The 13,860-nt window shown below is 72.5% G+C and carries 12 protein-coding genes; 8 read left to right on the forward strand and 4 right to left on the reverse strand.

Going from position 1 to position 13,860, the window contains the following annotated elements; translation table 11 throughout:
- The first annotated feature begins 8 nt into the window (after positions 1-8).
- Positions 9-875 (forward strand): FAD binding domain-containing protein, encoded by an 867-nt coding sequence (locus tag B7K25_RS08915; RefSeq protein ID WP_234988148.1) that lies wholly within the window; start codon positions 9-11, stop codon positions 873-875.
- A complete protein-coding gene (locus tag B7K25_RS08920) occupies positions 872-3,634 on the forward strand; it encodes a molybdopterin-dependent oxidoreductase (RefSeq protein ID WP_084105557.1) in 2,763 nt (920 codons plus the stop codon). Before B7K25_RS08915 ends, B7K25_RS08920 begins: the two co-directional genes overlap by 4 nt.
- A gap of 181 nt (positions 3,635-3,815) precedes the next feature.
- Here B7K25_RS08920 and B7K25_RS08925 read toward each other — a convergent pair whose 3' ends face one another.
- On the reverse strand, positions 3,816-4,820 hold the full coding sequence (locus B7K25_RS08925; RefSeq protein WP_084105559.1) for an XdhC family protein: 1,005 nt from the start codon (positions 4,818-4,820) through the stop codon (positions 3,816-3,818).
- Between the two features lie 104 nt (positions 4,821-4,924).
- Here B7K25_RS08925 and allB point away from each other — a divergent pair, with 104 nt between their 5' ends.
- The 6 genes from allB to pgi all read left to right on the forward strand — a co-directional run bounded on the left by allB (position 4,925) and on the right by pgi (position 11,391).
- Positions 4,925-6,286 (forward strand): allantoinase AllB, encoded by a 1,362-nt coding sequence (allB, locus tag B7K25_RS08930; RefSeq protein WP_084105561.1) that lies wholly within the window; start codon positions 4,925-4,927, stop codon positions 6,284-6,286.
- 64 nt (positions 6,287-6,350) lie between these two features.
- Positions 6,351-7,286, forward strand: a complete 936-nt coding sequence (gene pucL / locus B7K25_RS08935) for a factor-independent urate hydroxylase (protein WP_084105563.1) — start codon at positions 6,351-6,353, stop codon at positions 7,284-7,286.
- Between the two features lie 7 nt (positions 7,287-7,293).
- On the forward strand, positions 7,294-8,697 hold the full coding sequence (locus tag B7K25_RS08940) for an amidohydrolase family protein (protein ID WP_084105565.1): 1,404 nt from the start codon (positions 7,294-7,296) through the stop codon (positions 8,695-8,697).
- Between the two features lie 179 nt (positions 8,698-8,876).
- A complete protein-coding gene (locus B7K25_RS08945) occupies positions 8,877-9,164 on the forward strand; it encodes a hypothetical protein (RefSeq protein WP_084105567.1) in 288 nt (95 codons plus the stop codon).
- Between the two features lie 74 nt (positions 9,165-9,238).
- Positions 9,239-9,514 (forward strand): hypothetical protein, encoded by a 276-nt coding sequence (locus tag B7K25_RS08950; protein ID WP_084105569.1) that lies wholly within the window; start codon positions 9,239-9,241, stop codon positions 9,512-9,514.
- Positions 9,515-9,711: 197 nt separating this feature from the next.
- Positions 9,712-11,391 (forward strand): glucose-6-phosphate isomerase, encoded by a 1,680-nt coding sequence (gene pgi, locus B7K25_RS08955; protein ID WP_084105571.1) that lies wholly within the window; start codon positions 9,712-9,714, stop codon positions 11,389-11,391.
- A 216-nt stretch (positions 11,392-11,607) separates the two neighbouring features.
- Here the strand turns inward: pgi and deoD are convergent, their stop codons facing one another.
- Genes deoD through B7K25_RS08970 form a run of 3 tightly spaced genes read right to left on the reverse strand, consistent with a single transcriptional unit; the run spans position 11,608 to position 13,830 of the window.
- Positions 11,608-12,315 carry a purine-nucleoside phosphorylase gene (deoD, locus tag B7K25_RS08960; protein WP_084105573.1) on the reverse strand — a complete coding sequence of 236 codons (708 nt, stop codon included), beginning with the start codon at positions 12,313-12,315 and terminating at the stop codon, positions 11,608-11,610.
- Between the two features lie 24 nt (positions 12,316-12,339).
- Complete coding sequence (locus B7K25_RS08965; protein WP_084105575.1) at positions 12,340-13,176, reverse strand: aldo/keto reductase; 837 nt, start codon at positions 13,174-13,176, stop codon at positions 12,340-12,342.
- A gap of 54 nt (positions 13,177-13,230) precedes the next feature.
- A complete protein-coding gene (locus B7K25_RS08970) occupies positions 13,231-13,830 on the reverse strand; it encodes a TetR/AcrR family transcriptional regulator (RefSeq protein WP_084105577.1) in 600 nt (199 codons plus the stop codon).
- Positions 13,831-13,860: the final 30 nt, after the last annotated feature.

Consider the following 13,860-nt stretch of genomic DNA (forward strand, 5'->3'; position numbering starts at 1 on the left):
TCGTGGGGATGGCCGATGCGCTGGCCGGGTTCGACACGGACAGGGAGAGTGGAGACGTGGACCTCACGGCGGTGGAGACGATGCGCGTGGCGCGCTCGCGCGCCGACCTCGCCCTCGCGCCGGGCGAGACCTTCCTCGCGGGCGGCACCTGGCTGTACTCCGAGGCGCAGCCCGACGTCACGGGGCTCGTCGACCTGTCCTCGCTCGGCTGGGACGAGCTGGAGGTCACCGCCGACGGCGACCTGCGCATCGGCGCCCTGACCCCGATCGCCGCGCTCGAGGCGTACGGGCGCACCGAGCCGTTCCGCGCATCGGCGCTGCTCGCCCAGTGCGCGGACTCGCTGCTCGCGAGCTTCAAGGTCCGCGCGTCGGCGACGGTGGGCGGCAACATCGCGAAGGGCTACGCCGCGGGCGCGATGATCGCGCTCGCCGCGACCCTCGACGGCGAGGCCCTGATCTGGCGCGCGGACGGCACCGACGACAGCGTCCCCGTGGCGGCGCTGCCGACGGGCAACGGCTCGACGTCCCTGGCCCCCGGGGACGCGCTGCGCGAGGTAGTCGTGCCGGCCCGGGCGCTCGCCGCCCGCACCGCCCACCGGCGCATCGCGCTCGCCGAGCACGGCCGCTCCGGCGCGCTCGTCACCGGCCGGCGCGACGAGGACGGCACGCACGTCATCGTCATCACCGCCGCGACGCTCACCCCCGTGGTGCTCCGTTACGCAGACGCGCCGAGCGCCGATGCGGTGGTCGCCGACGCGCTCGCGGCGCCGGGGCACTACACGGATCCCCTGGGCTCGGAGGACTGGCGCCGCCACGTGTCGAGCGTGCTCGCGCGCGAGGTGGCCGAGGAGCTCGCCTCGGGAGATGGCGCATGAGGGTCGACGGCCGCGACGTCGCCGGCTCCCCCGGGGCCGGCCAGTGCCTGCGCACCTTCCTGCGCGAGGCGGGCGCGACCGAGGTCAAGAAGGGGTGCGACTCGGGCGACTGCGGCGCGTGCTCCGTGCTCGTGGACGGCAGCCCCGTGCACTCGTGCATCACCCCCGCGCAGCGGGCCGTCGGCCGCGAGGTGACGACGGCCGCCGGCCTCGCGGACGGCGAGGGTCTGCACCCGGTGCAGGAGGCGCTCGTCGACCACTTCGGCTTCCAGTGCGGGTTCTGCACGCCCGGCATGGCCGTCACGGCGTCGGCCCTCACGCCCGAGCAGCTCGCCGACCTCCCGCGTGCCATGCGCGGCAACCTGTGCCGCTGCACCGGGTACCGGCCGGTCGAGCAGGCGATCCGCCACGGCATCTGCGGCTCCGACGGCGGCTGCGGCGGGTGCGTTCGCGGGCTCGCGCGCGCTGCCGACGCGTCGCCAGCGGCTGAGGCCGGCGCGGAGGGGGTGGGGTCCTCCGCCTCACCGGCCCCGGCGCGACGCGTGGTGCAGGGCCGCGAGCCGTTCACCCTCGACGAGCCGCCCACGGATCTCGCGTACCTGGCCGTCGTCGGCTCGCCGCACCCGCATGCGCGAGTGCTCGGGGTCGACGCGACGGCGGCGCTCGCGCTCGACGGCGTCCTCGCGGTCCTCACGCACGAGGACGTGCCCGACGCGCTCTTCTCCACGGCCCGGCACGAGCACCGCGAGGACGATCCCGACGACACCCGCGTCATCGACTCCGTGATGCGCTTCGTGGGACAGCGGGTCGCCGTCGTCGTCGCAGAGAACCAGCGCATCGCGGACCGCGCGGCGGCGTTGGTCGCCGTCGAGTACGAGGTGCTGCCCGCGGTGCTCGATCCGGAGCTGGCGCGCTCCCCCGGCGCGACGGTGATCCACCCCGATCGCACCGTCGAGGACCGCGTCGCGGACGCGAGCCGGAACGTGGTCGCCGCCACCCACGAGGGCGGGGACGTCGACGAGGCCCTCGCCGCATCGGCCGTCACCACGTCCGGAACGTGGCGCACCGCGCGCGTCACGCACGCCCAGCTCGAGACTCACGCGTCCATGGCATGGGTCGCCGAGGACGGGCGGCTCACCGTCCGGACCAGCTCGCAGGTGCCGTTCCTCGTGCGCGACGAGCTCGCACGGATCCTCGGCCGGCCGCGCGACTCGGTCCGGGTGCTCACCGCGCGCGTCGGCGGCGGCTTCGGCGGCAAGCAGGAGATGTTCACCGAGGACGTCACCGCGCTCGCGACGCTCGCGGTCGGCAGGCCCGTCGTGTACGAGATGACGCGCGAGGAGGAGTTCGTGCGCACCTCCGTGCGCCACCCGTTCCGGGTCTCCGTGCGTGCCGGGGCCGACGCCGACGGCCGCCTCACGGCGCTTGGCGTCGACGTGCTGAGCGACACCGGCGCGTACGGCAACCACGCGATCGGCGTGATGTTCCACGGCTGCTCCGAGTCGATGGCCGTGTACCGCGCCCCCGTCAAGCGCCTCGACGCGGAGGCGGTCTACACGACCACCGTTCCCTCGGGCGCGTTCCGCGGCTACGGGCTGGGCCAGGTGATCTTCGCCATCGAGTCCGCGCTCGACGACCTCGCGCTGCAGCTCGACATGGACCCGTTCGAGATGCGCCGGCTCAACGCCGTGCGCCCCGGCGACCCCCTCGTGGTCGCCGGCCACACCGAGGACGACCTCATCTTCGGCTCGTACGGCCTGGACCAGTGCCTCGACCTCGCCCAGGATGCGCTCGCGGGTCCGGACGACGTGCCCGCGCCCGCCGGATGGGCCGTCGGCGAGGGCATGGCGACGTCGATGATCGCCACCGTGCCGCCGCGCGGCCACCAGGCGAGCGCCTCCGTGGCGCTGCACCCGGACGGGAGCGTGTCGGTCGGGGTCGGCACCGCGGAGTTCGGCAACGGGTCCGTGACCGTCCACGCCCAGATCGTCGCGACCGTGCTCGGGGTGGCGCGCTCGCGCGTGACCGTCGCGCACGGCGACACCGACGCCACCTCCTACGACACCGGCGCCTTCGGGTCGACCGGCATCACGGTCGCGGGCAAGGCCGTCCACGCCGCCTGCGAGACGCTGCGCGACGCGCTGCTCGCCGCAGGTGCGCGGGCGCTCGGCGTCGACGCCAGCGGGTGCGCCCTCACCCCCGAGGGAGTGGCGTCCACCAAGGACGCCGCGCCGTGGGCGACCGTGATCGACCTGCTCGACCCCGCGCATCGGCGCGGCGACGCCGCGTGGGCGGACAGCGGCCTCGACCAGCGCGTCCGCTCCGTCGCCTTCAACGTCCAGGCCTTCCGCGTGGCCGTACGCGCGGAGACCGGGGAGGTGCGCATCCTGCGCTCGGTGCACGCGGCGGACGCAGGCGTGGTGATGAACCCCGAGCAGTGCCGGGGTCAGATCGAGGGCGGCGTCGCGCAGGGCATCGGCTCGTCGCTGTACGAGGAGGTCCTCATCGGCGAGTCCGGCGAGGTGCTGAACCCCGCGTTCCGCCAGTACCGAGTCCCGCAGATGGCCGACGTGCCGCTCACCCACGTGATGTTCGCGGACACCTCGGACGAGCTGGGGCCGCTGGGCGCGAAGTCGATGTCCGAGTCCCCCTACAACCCCGTCGCGCCGGCGCTCGCGAACGCGATCCGGCGCGCGACCGGCGTGCGGCCCCACGAGCTGCCGATGTCCCGCGACAGAGTCTGGCGCCTCCTCGCCTGACCTCTGATCCGATCGTCCACCTGGACCAGTGGGGCCCCATTGGTGCATCGACGCCTACTCATGCGCGAGTTGGGCCCCACTGGTGCATCTACGCCTGTTGACGCGCGACGTGGGCCCAACTGGCGCATCGAGGGTCTCGGGCGCATGAGGATCGGCCGCCGGGCCGATGCGGGTGCCGGGTCTAGCTGGTCCGTGCGCCATCACGGGCGTGGAGGGGGCCCGCCGTCTCGCTGAGGCGCGGCGGCGCCTGGGCTGCGCGGGCGTCCGCGACGATCTCGGCGACGATCGAGATCGCCGTCTCCGCTGGCGTCACCGCCCCCACGTCGATGCCGATGGGGCTGCGCAACCGTGCCAGCGCCTGCTCGCCCACGCCCGCCTCGCGCAGCAGCTCGCGGCGCCGCGCGTCCGTGCGGCGCGAGCCCATCGCCCCCACGTATGCGGCTTCCGTCGAGAGAGCCGCGACGATCGCCGGGATGTCGAAGCGTTCCTCGTGCGTGAGCACGCAGATGGCGTCGCGCGGGCCGATCGTGGTCGCGGCGAGGTACTCCCCCGGCCACGCGCGGATCACCTCGTGTGCGTCGGGGTGGCGCTCGGCCGTCGCGAACGCGGGGCGGGCGTCGACCACCGTGACGCGGTAGCCGAGCGGCCTCGCAGCCGTGGCGAGCGCGGCGGAGAAGTCGACGGCGCCGACGATGACGAGGCGCGGGGCCGGCGCCCGGCGCAGGCGAAGAACGTCGCCGTCGAGCTCCGTCGCCGCAGGGGCGGCCGCCGCGCGCGGCGGCGCGGACAGCGAGCCATCGGCGACCACCACGTCGAGCGCGGCGGCGCGCCCCTCGGAGGCGAGCCTCAGCTGCTCGCGCACGGGCGCATCGGCCGGTTGCACGACCGTGGCGACCACCGTCAGGTGGCCGCCGCACGCGAGGCCCGCGAGCAGCGCGTCCTCGTCGGACAGGCCCAGGGTGGTCGCGCGCGTGCCGTCGCCGCGCAATGCGGCGAGGGCGAGCTCGTGGGCCTCGGACTCGACGCAGCCACCCGAGATCGCGCCGATCACCCGGCCGTCGTCGATCACAGCCATCGCGGAGCCCACGGCGCGCGGCGCGGAGCCGTGCACGGCCGCGACCGTCACGACGCCGACGCGGTGTCCGGCCTCGAGCGCTCGCTCGAGCTCGGCGGCGATGTCCAGCATCCTCGCAGTGTACGAGCGTGCTGTTTCTCCTGCGTTGCGCCTGGTGTCCCAGCACGTCACGGGCCCGACACGCGCGCGCAACATCCGCGCCGTACCCTCGCCGCATGAGCGACTTCGACCTGGTGATCCGCGCGGATCGCGTGCTGATCGGCGGCCGGTGGCGCGGTCACGCGATCGGTGTGAAGGACGGCGTGATCACCCGCATCGGCCCCCGTCACGCCGAGTGGAGCGCGCGCGAGATCGTCTCGATCCCCAGCGATCAGGTGCTGATCCCCGGCGTGGTCGACACCCACGTGCACGTCAACGAGCCCGGCCGCACCTCGTGGGAGGGGTTCGCGAGCGCGACCCGGGCCGCCGCCGCAGGTGGCGTCACGACGATCATCGACATGCCCCTCAACTCGATCCCGCCCACCACCACCGTGGAGGCGCTCGAGGCGAAGCGGTCCGTGGCGGCGAGCCAGGCCAGCGTGGACGTGGGCTTCTGGGGCGGCGCGATCCCCGCGAGCCTGGGCGCGCTGCGCCCGCTCCACGACGAGGGCGTCTTCGGCTTCAAAGCCTTCCTGTCGCCGTCCGGCGTCGACGAGTTCCCGCACCTCAGCGCCGCCCAGCTGCGTGAGGCCCTCGCCGAGACTGGGCAGTTCGGCGGCGTGGTCATCATCCACGCCGAGGACCCCGACCGCCTCGAGCCGTTCAGCGGCGGGCGCTACTACGAGGACTTCCTCGCCTCGCGTCCCGACGCCTCGGAGACGAGCGCGATCGCCACGATCATCTCCGCGCTGCGTGCGACCGGCGGCCGGGCGCACATCCTCCACCTCAGCTCCGCGAAGGCGCTCAACGCCATCCGCGGCGCGAAGGCCGAGGGGCTCCACCTCACGGTCGAGACCTGCCCGCACTACCTGGTCCTCGACGCCGGCACCATCGACGACGGCGCGACGCAGTTCAAGTGCTGCCCGCCGGTACGCGACAGCGCCAACCGCGAGGCCCTGTGGGACGCGCTGCTCGACGGGACCATCGACTTCGTCGCCTCCGACCACTCCCCCGCAACGGCCGAGCTCAAGCTCGACGGCGACTTCGGGCGCGCGTGGGGCGGCATCTCCGGGCTGCAGGTCATGCTGGCCGCGATCGCCAACGGTGCCCGAGAGCGCGAGATCCCGCTCGCCACGGCGCTGTCGTGGCTGACCGAGAAGCCGGCGGCCTTCGCCGGGCTTGAGAACAAGGGCACGATCCGCGAAGGCGCGCGCGCCGATCTCGTCGCCTTCGCCCCCGACCGTGCGTGGACCGTCGACCCGAGCGCGCTCGAGCACCGCAACCCGGTGTCGGCCTTCGGCGGCCGCACCCTCACGGGGCAGGCGGTCCACACCTGGGTGGGTGGCAAGCAGGCCCATCCGCACATCGACGAGGAGCCGCCGCCCGGCACGCTGCTGCGACGCAGCACGGTGGCGCCCGAGCACCCCGCGCTCACGTAGCACCGACCCTGCCCGCTGGTCCACGATGGAGCCAGCGGGCGCTCGATCCAAGGAAGAGGACGCCATGGGCATCAGGCTGGGAGACCACCAGTACGGCAAGGCCGAGAACCGGATCGTGCGCATCGTGCGCGACACCGCGCGCCACGAGATTCGCGACCTCAACGTGTCGACGTGCCTGCGCGGCGCGTTCGACGACGCCCACCTCACCGGCGATCAGGGCGCCGTGCTGCCCACCGACACCCAGAAGCAGACGGCGTACGCCTACGCCAAGAAGGTGGGGCTCGCCTCGATCGAGCGGTACGCGCTCGCGCTCGCGACGCACTTCGTCACCGACGTCGAGCCGGTCGCGAGCGCCCGCGTCGAGGTCGAGGAGTACCCGTGGGTGCGCGTCACCGTCCCCGCCCCCGGTGCTAGCAGCGCCGATGCGGTCGCCGAGGTGGAGCACAACCACACCTGGGTGAGGTCGGGCCAGGAGGTGCGGATCGCCTCGGTCACGGTCGAGGACGGGCACGTGTGGATCACGGGCGGCCTCAAGGACCTCACCGTCCTCAAGTCGACCGGCTCCGAGTTCCACGGCTTCCTCAAGGACGAGTACACCGTGCTCGAGCCCACCTCGGACCGCATCATGGCGACGTCGCTGGTGGCGCGCTGGCGCTTCGGCGACGTCGACGCTGAGGCCCTCGACTTCGACGAGGTCTACGCACGGGTCAAGGCGATCCTCGTCTCGACGTTCGCGAACCACCACTCGCTCGCGCTCCAGCAGACCCTCTACGAGATGGGCACCGCGGTGCTCGAGGCCGTTCCCGAGCTGGTCGAGGTGCGCCTGTCGGCCCCCAACAAGCATCACTTCCTGTACGACCTGGGCCGCTTCGGCCTCGAGAACAACGGCGAGGTCTTCCACGCCGACGACCGCCCGTACGGGCTGATCCAGGCCTCCGTCATCCGCGACGAGGGCCCCGCCGCCGGTCCGGCGTGGGAGCAGTACACGGGACTCGTGTGAGGCGTCCATGACGCGGGTCTATCGCGCGCACATCTTCCACATCGCCGGCTCCCCCGAGCAGACGGACGTCGCGGCGCACCTGGTGTCGCTGCCGGACGGCGCGATGGCCGTCGACGACGAGGGTCGGATCGCGTGGATCGGCGACCACTCGGCGCTGCCCGCGGAGTACGGCGACGCGCCCGTCGCGGACGCCGACTACCTGCTCCCGGGCTTCGTCGACAGCCACGTGCACTACCCGCAGGCCTACGCCACCGCGGCGCACGGCGGCGGCCAGCTGCTCGAGTGGCTCGACCACTGCATCTTCCCCACAGAGGCCCAGTACGCGGATCCGGAGTTCGCCGCGAGCGCGGCGCGGTACTTCACCCGCCGCCGCATCGCCGCCGGCACGACGGCCGCGATGGTGTTCGGGTCCGCGTTCCCGGTTGCCCAGGACGCGCTCTACCGCGAGACCCTCGCCGCGGGCCTGCGGGTCGTGTCCGGGAGGGGCGTGCAGACGGTCGGCCCGGCGGCCGCATCGGCCCTCATCACCGGCGAGCGCGAGGCGATCGACCTGGTGGCCGACGAGATCGACAGGTGGCACGCGGTGGACACGGGCGACCCGCGGACCGCGAAGGTGCAGGTCGCCGTGGTGCCGCGGTTCTCGCTGTCCGTGACCCGCGAGACGTTGCACGCGATGGGCGAGCTGTACGAGGACGCCCGCATGCGCGGCGTGTACTTCCACAGCCACCTCAACGAGAACAACCGCAAGGGCGACGGCGAGATCGCCGCCGTGCTCGGCACGTACGGCGTGGACTCCTACCTCGACACCTACGACGGCCGCTTCCTCGAAGGCTCTCGCACGGGCGGGCACTCGCTGCTCGGGCGGCGCTCGACGCTCGCGCACGCGGTGCACTCCCAGCCGGGTGAGCTCGCGCGCATGGCGGAGACCGGCACCTCGATCGCCCACTGCCCCACGTCGCAGCTGTTCCTCGGCTCGGGCACCATGCCGTGGCGAGCGACCGTCGCCGCGGGCGTGAACATCGCGCTCGGGACGGACATCGGCGCGGGCGACGAGTGGCTCATCTCGCGCGTGGCGGGCGACTGCTACAAGGTGCACATCTCCGAGGAGGGCGACTCCGGCACGGCGCTGCACCCGGCCGAGCTCTTGTTCGCCGCGACGCTCGCGGGCGCGCGGGCGCTCGACATGGAGCACGCGTTCGGCAACCTCGACGTGGGCAAGGACGCGGACTTCCTGCTGATCGACACGTCGCTGTGGGAGCCGCTCGACGGCATGCTGGCGATGGGAATCCGCTCGGACGACGAGGAGCAGTCGACCCTCGAGGAGCTGTTCACGCTGCTCATGGGCCTGCGCCAACCGGCGATCGCCGGCGTGTACGTGCAGGGAGCGAAGGCCGCGGCCCCGCCGCTGTGACGCTCGTCCCCACCAAGTCCTAGCCCTACTCCCCGTCCCCGTCCCAATCTCCCGCTCTCCCGCGCCTTGGCGTCCAGATGGTGCGCGGCTGTCGCTTCTGCGGGGCGCGCGTCTCCAGTTGGTGGCTGAGTGTCGCGGGCCCCGATAGCGTGAGAGCAGCCGATCGAAGGAGACCCGCCATGCATCCCGTCGCCAAGCGCTGCTTGACCTGGGCGATCGTGCTGGTCGTCGTCGGCGTGCTGGCCATCGTCTACGGACCCAACGTCGTCTGGTGGTTCGACGAGCTCCTCGGAGCCAACGCGGAGGTCGGCAGCTCGATCTTCTACGTCGTCATGCAGATCATCCGCAGCTTCGCCCTGCCCCTCGCCGCGGGTCTCGTCACCGCGACCATCATCGTCCAGACCCTCGCGCCCCGACCCGTCGTGGCGTCGGCGCAAGAGGACGAGGACCACGACCGCGCGGCCTGAGCCCCTTCGGCAGGCTCCTCCAGGGACGCGCCCCGCGCGATCCGAGGGCACTCCAGCGTGAGAGGATTCCGGCCATGGCCCTCGTCACCGACCGCGTCCGCGAGCGCGCCGTGGAGGACTTCGGCACCGCCTCGACGCGCGTGCTGAGCACCCTCGAGAAGCTCCCCATCGCCTCGGGCGTCGACCCGGAGCGCGTCCACGCCGCGGTCGTGATGTCGGCGCGCGGCAGCATCGGCCTGTTCGACGATGCCGCGGAGCACGCCGCCGAGGACTGGCGCGACCTGCTCGATCGCGCGGGGCTGGCGGACAGCGACTGGCCCGAGCGCGTCCGCGACCACTTCGGCCTCTAGGCCACGCCGCCCCGGCGCCGATCGCTCCAGCAGGCACTGAGTGCCGTTTCCGGGCGATTCTCGGCACTCAGTGCCTTCCGAGAGCCGAGCCGCGTGAAGGCGACACGGCGCCGGAGCCAGCCCGCGCATCGGCGCTGCGCCTGGCGCCGCGCAAGGTCCCGGTGACGGACCGGCCCCACCCGGCTAGCCTGGGGGACGTGAACGCACCCATCGACTGCACCGCCACGTCCGCCTGGGCCGAGCTCGAGGCCCACCAGAGCTCCTTCTCCCCCGATCTGCGCGGCTGGTTCGCCGCCGATCCGGGCCGCGTCGACCGCCTCAGCCTGCCGCTGGGCGACCTCCACGTCGACCTGTCGAAGAACCTCGTCACCGACGAGATCCTCGCGAGCCTCGTGAAGCTCGCCGAGCAGACCGGCGTCGCCGAGCGCTACCAGGCGATGCTCGCCGGCGATCACATCAACACCACCGAGGACCGCGCCGTCCTGCACACCGCGCTGCGCCGTCCCGCAGGCGCCGAGCCCGCTCTCGAGGTCGACGGCCAGGACGTCGACGGCGACGTCCAGGAGGTGCTGGGCCGCATCGCCGAGTTCTCGGAGCGTGTCCGCTCCGGCGAGTGGAAGGGCGTCACCGGCAAGGCCGTGCAGACGGTCGTCAACATCGGCATCGGCGGCTCGGACCTGGGCCCCGTCATGGTCTACGAGGCGCTCGAGCCGTACGCCAACGCCGGCATCTCGGCGCGCTTCGTCTCCAACATCGACCCGACGGACATGGCGCAGAAGGTCAAGGGCCTCGACCCCGAGACCACGCTGTTCATCGTCGCCTCCAAGACGTTCACGACGCTCGAGACGCTCACCAACGCCCGCCTCGCGCGCGCCTGGCTGTGGGACGCGCTCGCCGAGGCCGGCGTCTCCGTCGGCACCGACGAGCAGAGGGCCGATGCGGTCGCTCACCACTTCGTGGCCGTCTCCACCGCGCTCGACAAGGTCGAGGCCTTCGGCATCGACCCGACCAACGCGTTCGGCTTCTGGGACTGGGTGGGCGGCCGGTACTCGGTCGACAGCGCCATCGGGCTGTCTCTCGCGATCGCGCTCGGTCCGGACGTGTTCGGCGAGCTCCTCGAGGGCTTCCACACCGTCGACCAGCACGTCGCCGAGACCCCGATCGAACAGAACGTGCCCGTCCTCATGGGCCTGCTCAACGTCTGGTACGTCAACTTCCTGGGCTCGCAGTCGCACGCCGTGCTGCCGTACGCCCAGCAGCTGCACCGGTTCGCCGCGTACCTCCAGCAGCTCACCATGGAGTCCAACGGCAAGTCCGTGCGCTGGGATGGGTCGCCCGTGGCGACCGAGACCGGCGAGATCTTCTGGGGCGAGCCCGGCACCAACGGCCAGCACGCCTTCTACCAGCTCATCCACCAGGGCACCAAGCTGATCCCGGCGGACTTCATCGCCGTCGTGAACCCCGCGTACGGCCTCAAGGACGGAGACCAGGACGTCCACGCGCTGTTCCTCGCGAACTTCCTCGCGCAGACCAAGGCCCTCGCGTTCGGCAAGACTGCGGAGGAGGTCGAGGCCGAAGGCACCACCGGCGCGCTGGTGGCCGCGCGCACGTTCGCCGGCAACAGGCCCACGACGTCGATCTTCGCCCCCGCGCTCACCCCGTCCGTGCTCGGTCAGCTCATCGCGCTGTACGAGCACATCACCTTCACGCAGGGTGTGATCTGGGGCATCAACTCGTTCGACCAGTGGGGCGTCGAGCTCGGCAAGAAGCTCGCGCTCGAGATCGCGCCGGCGATCGAGGGAGACGACGCGGCGCTGGAGGCCCAGGACGCCTCGACGCAGGCGCTCATCGCCTACTACCGGGCCAACCGCACGTAGCGCGCGCTCGCACGCCACGAGGGGCGCCCGGTCGTGACGGCCGCGGCGCCCCTCGTGCGTGTTGCCGCCGTGCCGTCGCCGTGCCGTGTCGCCGCCCGACACTTCCGAACATTGCGCGACGGGCGTTCCGCGTGTCGTGCCGCCCGGAGCGCCAGGCGCCGGCGTGTCGCGCTCCAGATGTTCGGAACTGTCGGAGGTGAGGGGCGTGCGTCCTGATCAGCGCGCCAACGCCCCCAGCGCCACCGACACCATCGCCTGGAAGGTCGTCTCGCGCATGTCGGAGCTGAGCGAGTCGCCGCGCACGACGTGATCGGAGATGGTCGCGATCATGAGCGCCTCGACGCCCTCGGCCGCGGCGACGGCGTACAGGCCAGCGGCCTCCATCTCGACGGCGAGCGTGCCGTAGGCCGCCAGGCGCGGCACGAGCGTCGGGTCCGGGTGGTAGAACGCGTCAGAGGTGAGCACCGGGCCCACGGTGAGCGGCGCGCCGACGGCGTCAGCGTGGTCCGCCGCGGCGCGCACCAGCGCGAAGGACGGCGCGTGCGAGTAGTGCACCCCGGGCAGCCGATGCGCGGTCATGGACGAGTCGGTGTGCGCCGCCGACGCGGCGATCACGTCCCCGAGCTGCAGCTCGGGGTGGATGCCGCCGGCGGTGCCCACGCGCACCAGGCGCTTGGCGCCGTAGTGGCGGATGAGCTCCGTCGCGTAGATGGTCGCGGACGGCATCCCCATGCCGGTCGCCATGACCGACAGCGGGCGACCGTCGACCGTTCCCGTGTAGCCGAGGATGCCGCGCACGTCGGTGACCAGCGACGCATCGTCGAGGAACGTCTCGGCGATCAGCTTCGCACGCCGAGGGTCGCCGGGCAGCAGGATGTCAGCAGCGAAGGCGCCGTCTGGCGCGGAGATGTGCGGTGTGGGCATGCGCCCGAGCGTAGCCGTCCGGGATCAGACGGCGTCGAACGTGTCCGGGTTGGGGCCCTGGCGTCCCGCCTCGCCCCGGTCGAGCGCGTCGATGCGCGCCATGTGCTCGTCCGACAGCCCGAAGTCGAAGATCTGGAAGTTCTGCTCCATGCGCTCGCGGTGCATGGACTTGGGGAAGATGATGTCCCCGCGCTGCACGTGCCAGCGCAGCACCACCTGCGAGGGCTCGCGTCCCAGGTCCGCCGCGATCGCCTGGATCTCCGAGTCCTTCACGGCCTCGCCCTTGGCCAGCGGGCCCCACGCCTCGACCGCGATGGCGTGCTCGTGCGAGGCCGCCCGGGCGGCCTCGTTGCGGAAGAACGGGTGCGCCTCGATCTGGTTGACCACGGGAGCCACGCCCGTCTCGTCGATGATCCTCTCGAGGTGGTCGGGCTGGAAGTTCGAGACGCCTACCGAGGTGACGCGGCCCGCCTCAAGGAGCTCGAGCATCACCTTCCAGGTCGACACGAAGTCGCCGTCGTACCTGGTGGGCAGGGGCCAGTGGATGAGGAACAGGTCCAGACGGTCCAGGCCCAGCTTCGCCATGGTCTCGTCGAACGACCGCAGCGCATCGTCGCGCTCGTGCATCGAGTTGGTGAGCTTCGAGGTCACGTACACCTCGTCGCGAGGCAGCCCCGAGGCCGCGATCGCCTGACCCACTCCCTCCTCGTTGTGGTAGCCCTGCGCGGTGTCGATGTGGCGGTAGCCCACGTCGAGCGCGGTCGCGACCGTGGCCGCGGTCTCCTCGGGCGGCACCTGGAAGGTGCCGAAGCCCAGCTGGGGGATGGTGGTGCCGTCGTTGAGCGTCACTGTTGCCGTCATGGTCAGGCCAACCCGCCTGCGGGCGGGTTCATTCCAGAGGGCCGATGCGCTCGCTCAGTCTCGGTCGAGGTACCGGTCGAGCGTGGGGCCGAGGTGGGCGATCAGCACGTCGCGGGGCATGGTCGCGAGGGCCGGGAGCTCCACGATGTACCGCGCCACGGCGACGCCAAGCATGTGCGAGCCCACGAGCGCCAGCCCGGTGTCGTTGGGGTCCCCGGAGAACTCGCGGTCCATCACTCCCCCGCCGATCGCGCGACGCACGGCAGCCGGCACGGCGGAGTCGCTGATGCTCGAGCGCACGAGCGCACGGAGGATGGGCCCCGACTCGGGGTCCTCCCAGAGGTCGAGGTACGCGGACGCGAGGCGGAGCCCGCGTCCGGGCGACCGGTCCGCCAGCACGCCGGACAGGCGACTCACGACCGGCGTCCGGTCCAGCACCGTCGCCGCGAACAACCCCTGCTTGTCACCGAACCAGTGACGGATCATTCCCGTGTCGACCCCGGCAGATTGGGCGATCGACCGCATGGACGCGCCGTCATAGCCGCGCTCGGCGAACGCCGCACGCGCCGCATCCAGGACCGCATCGCGCGTATCGGCGTCACCAGGACGGCGCCCGCGTCGCGCTGGCGGCTGCTCCTGCGACGACGTGTCCATTCCGGCATGCTAGCCGTAGCGGTTGCATAT

Source organism: Demequina sp. NBRC 110056, from assembly GCF_002090155.1.
In the GTDB taxonomy this organism is placed as follows: Bacteria; Actinomycetota; Actinomycetes; order Actinomycetales; family Demequinaceae; genus Demequina.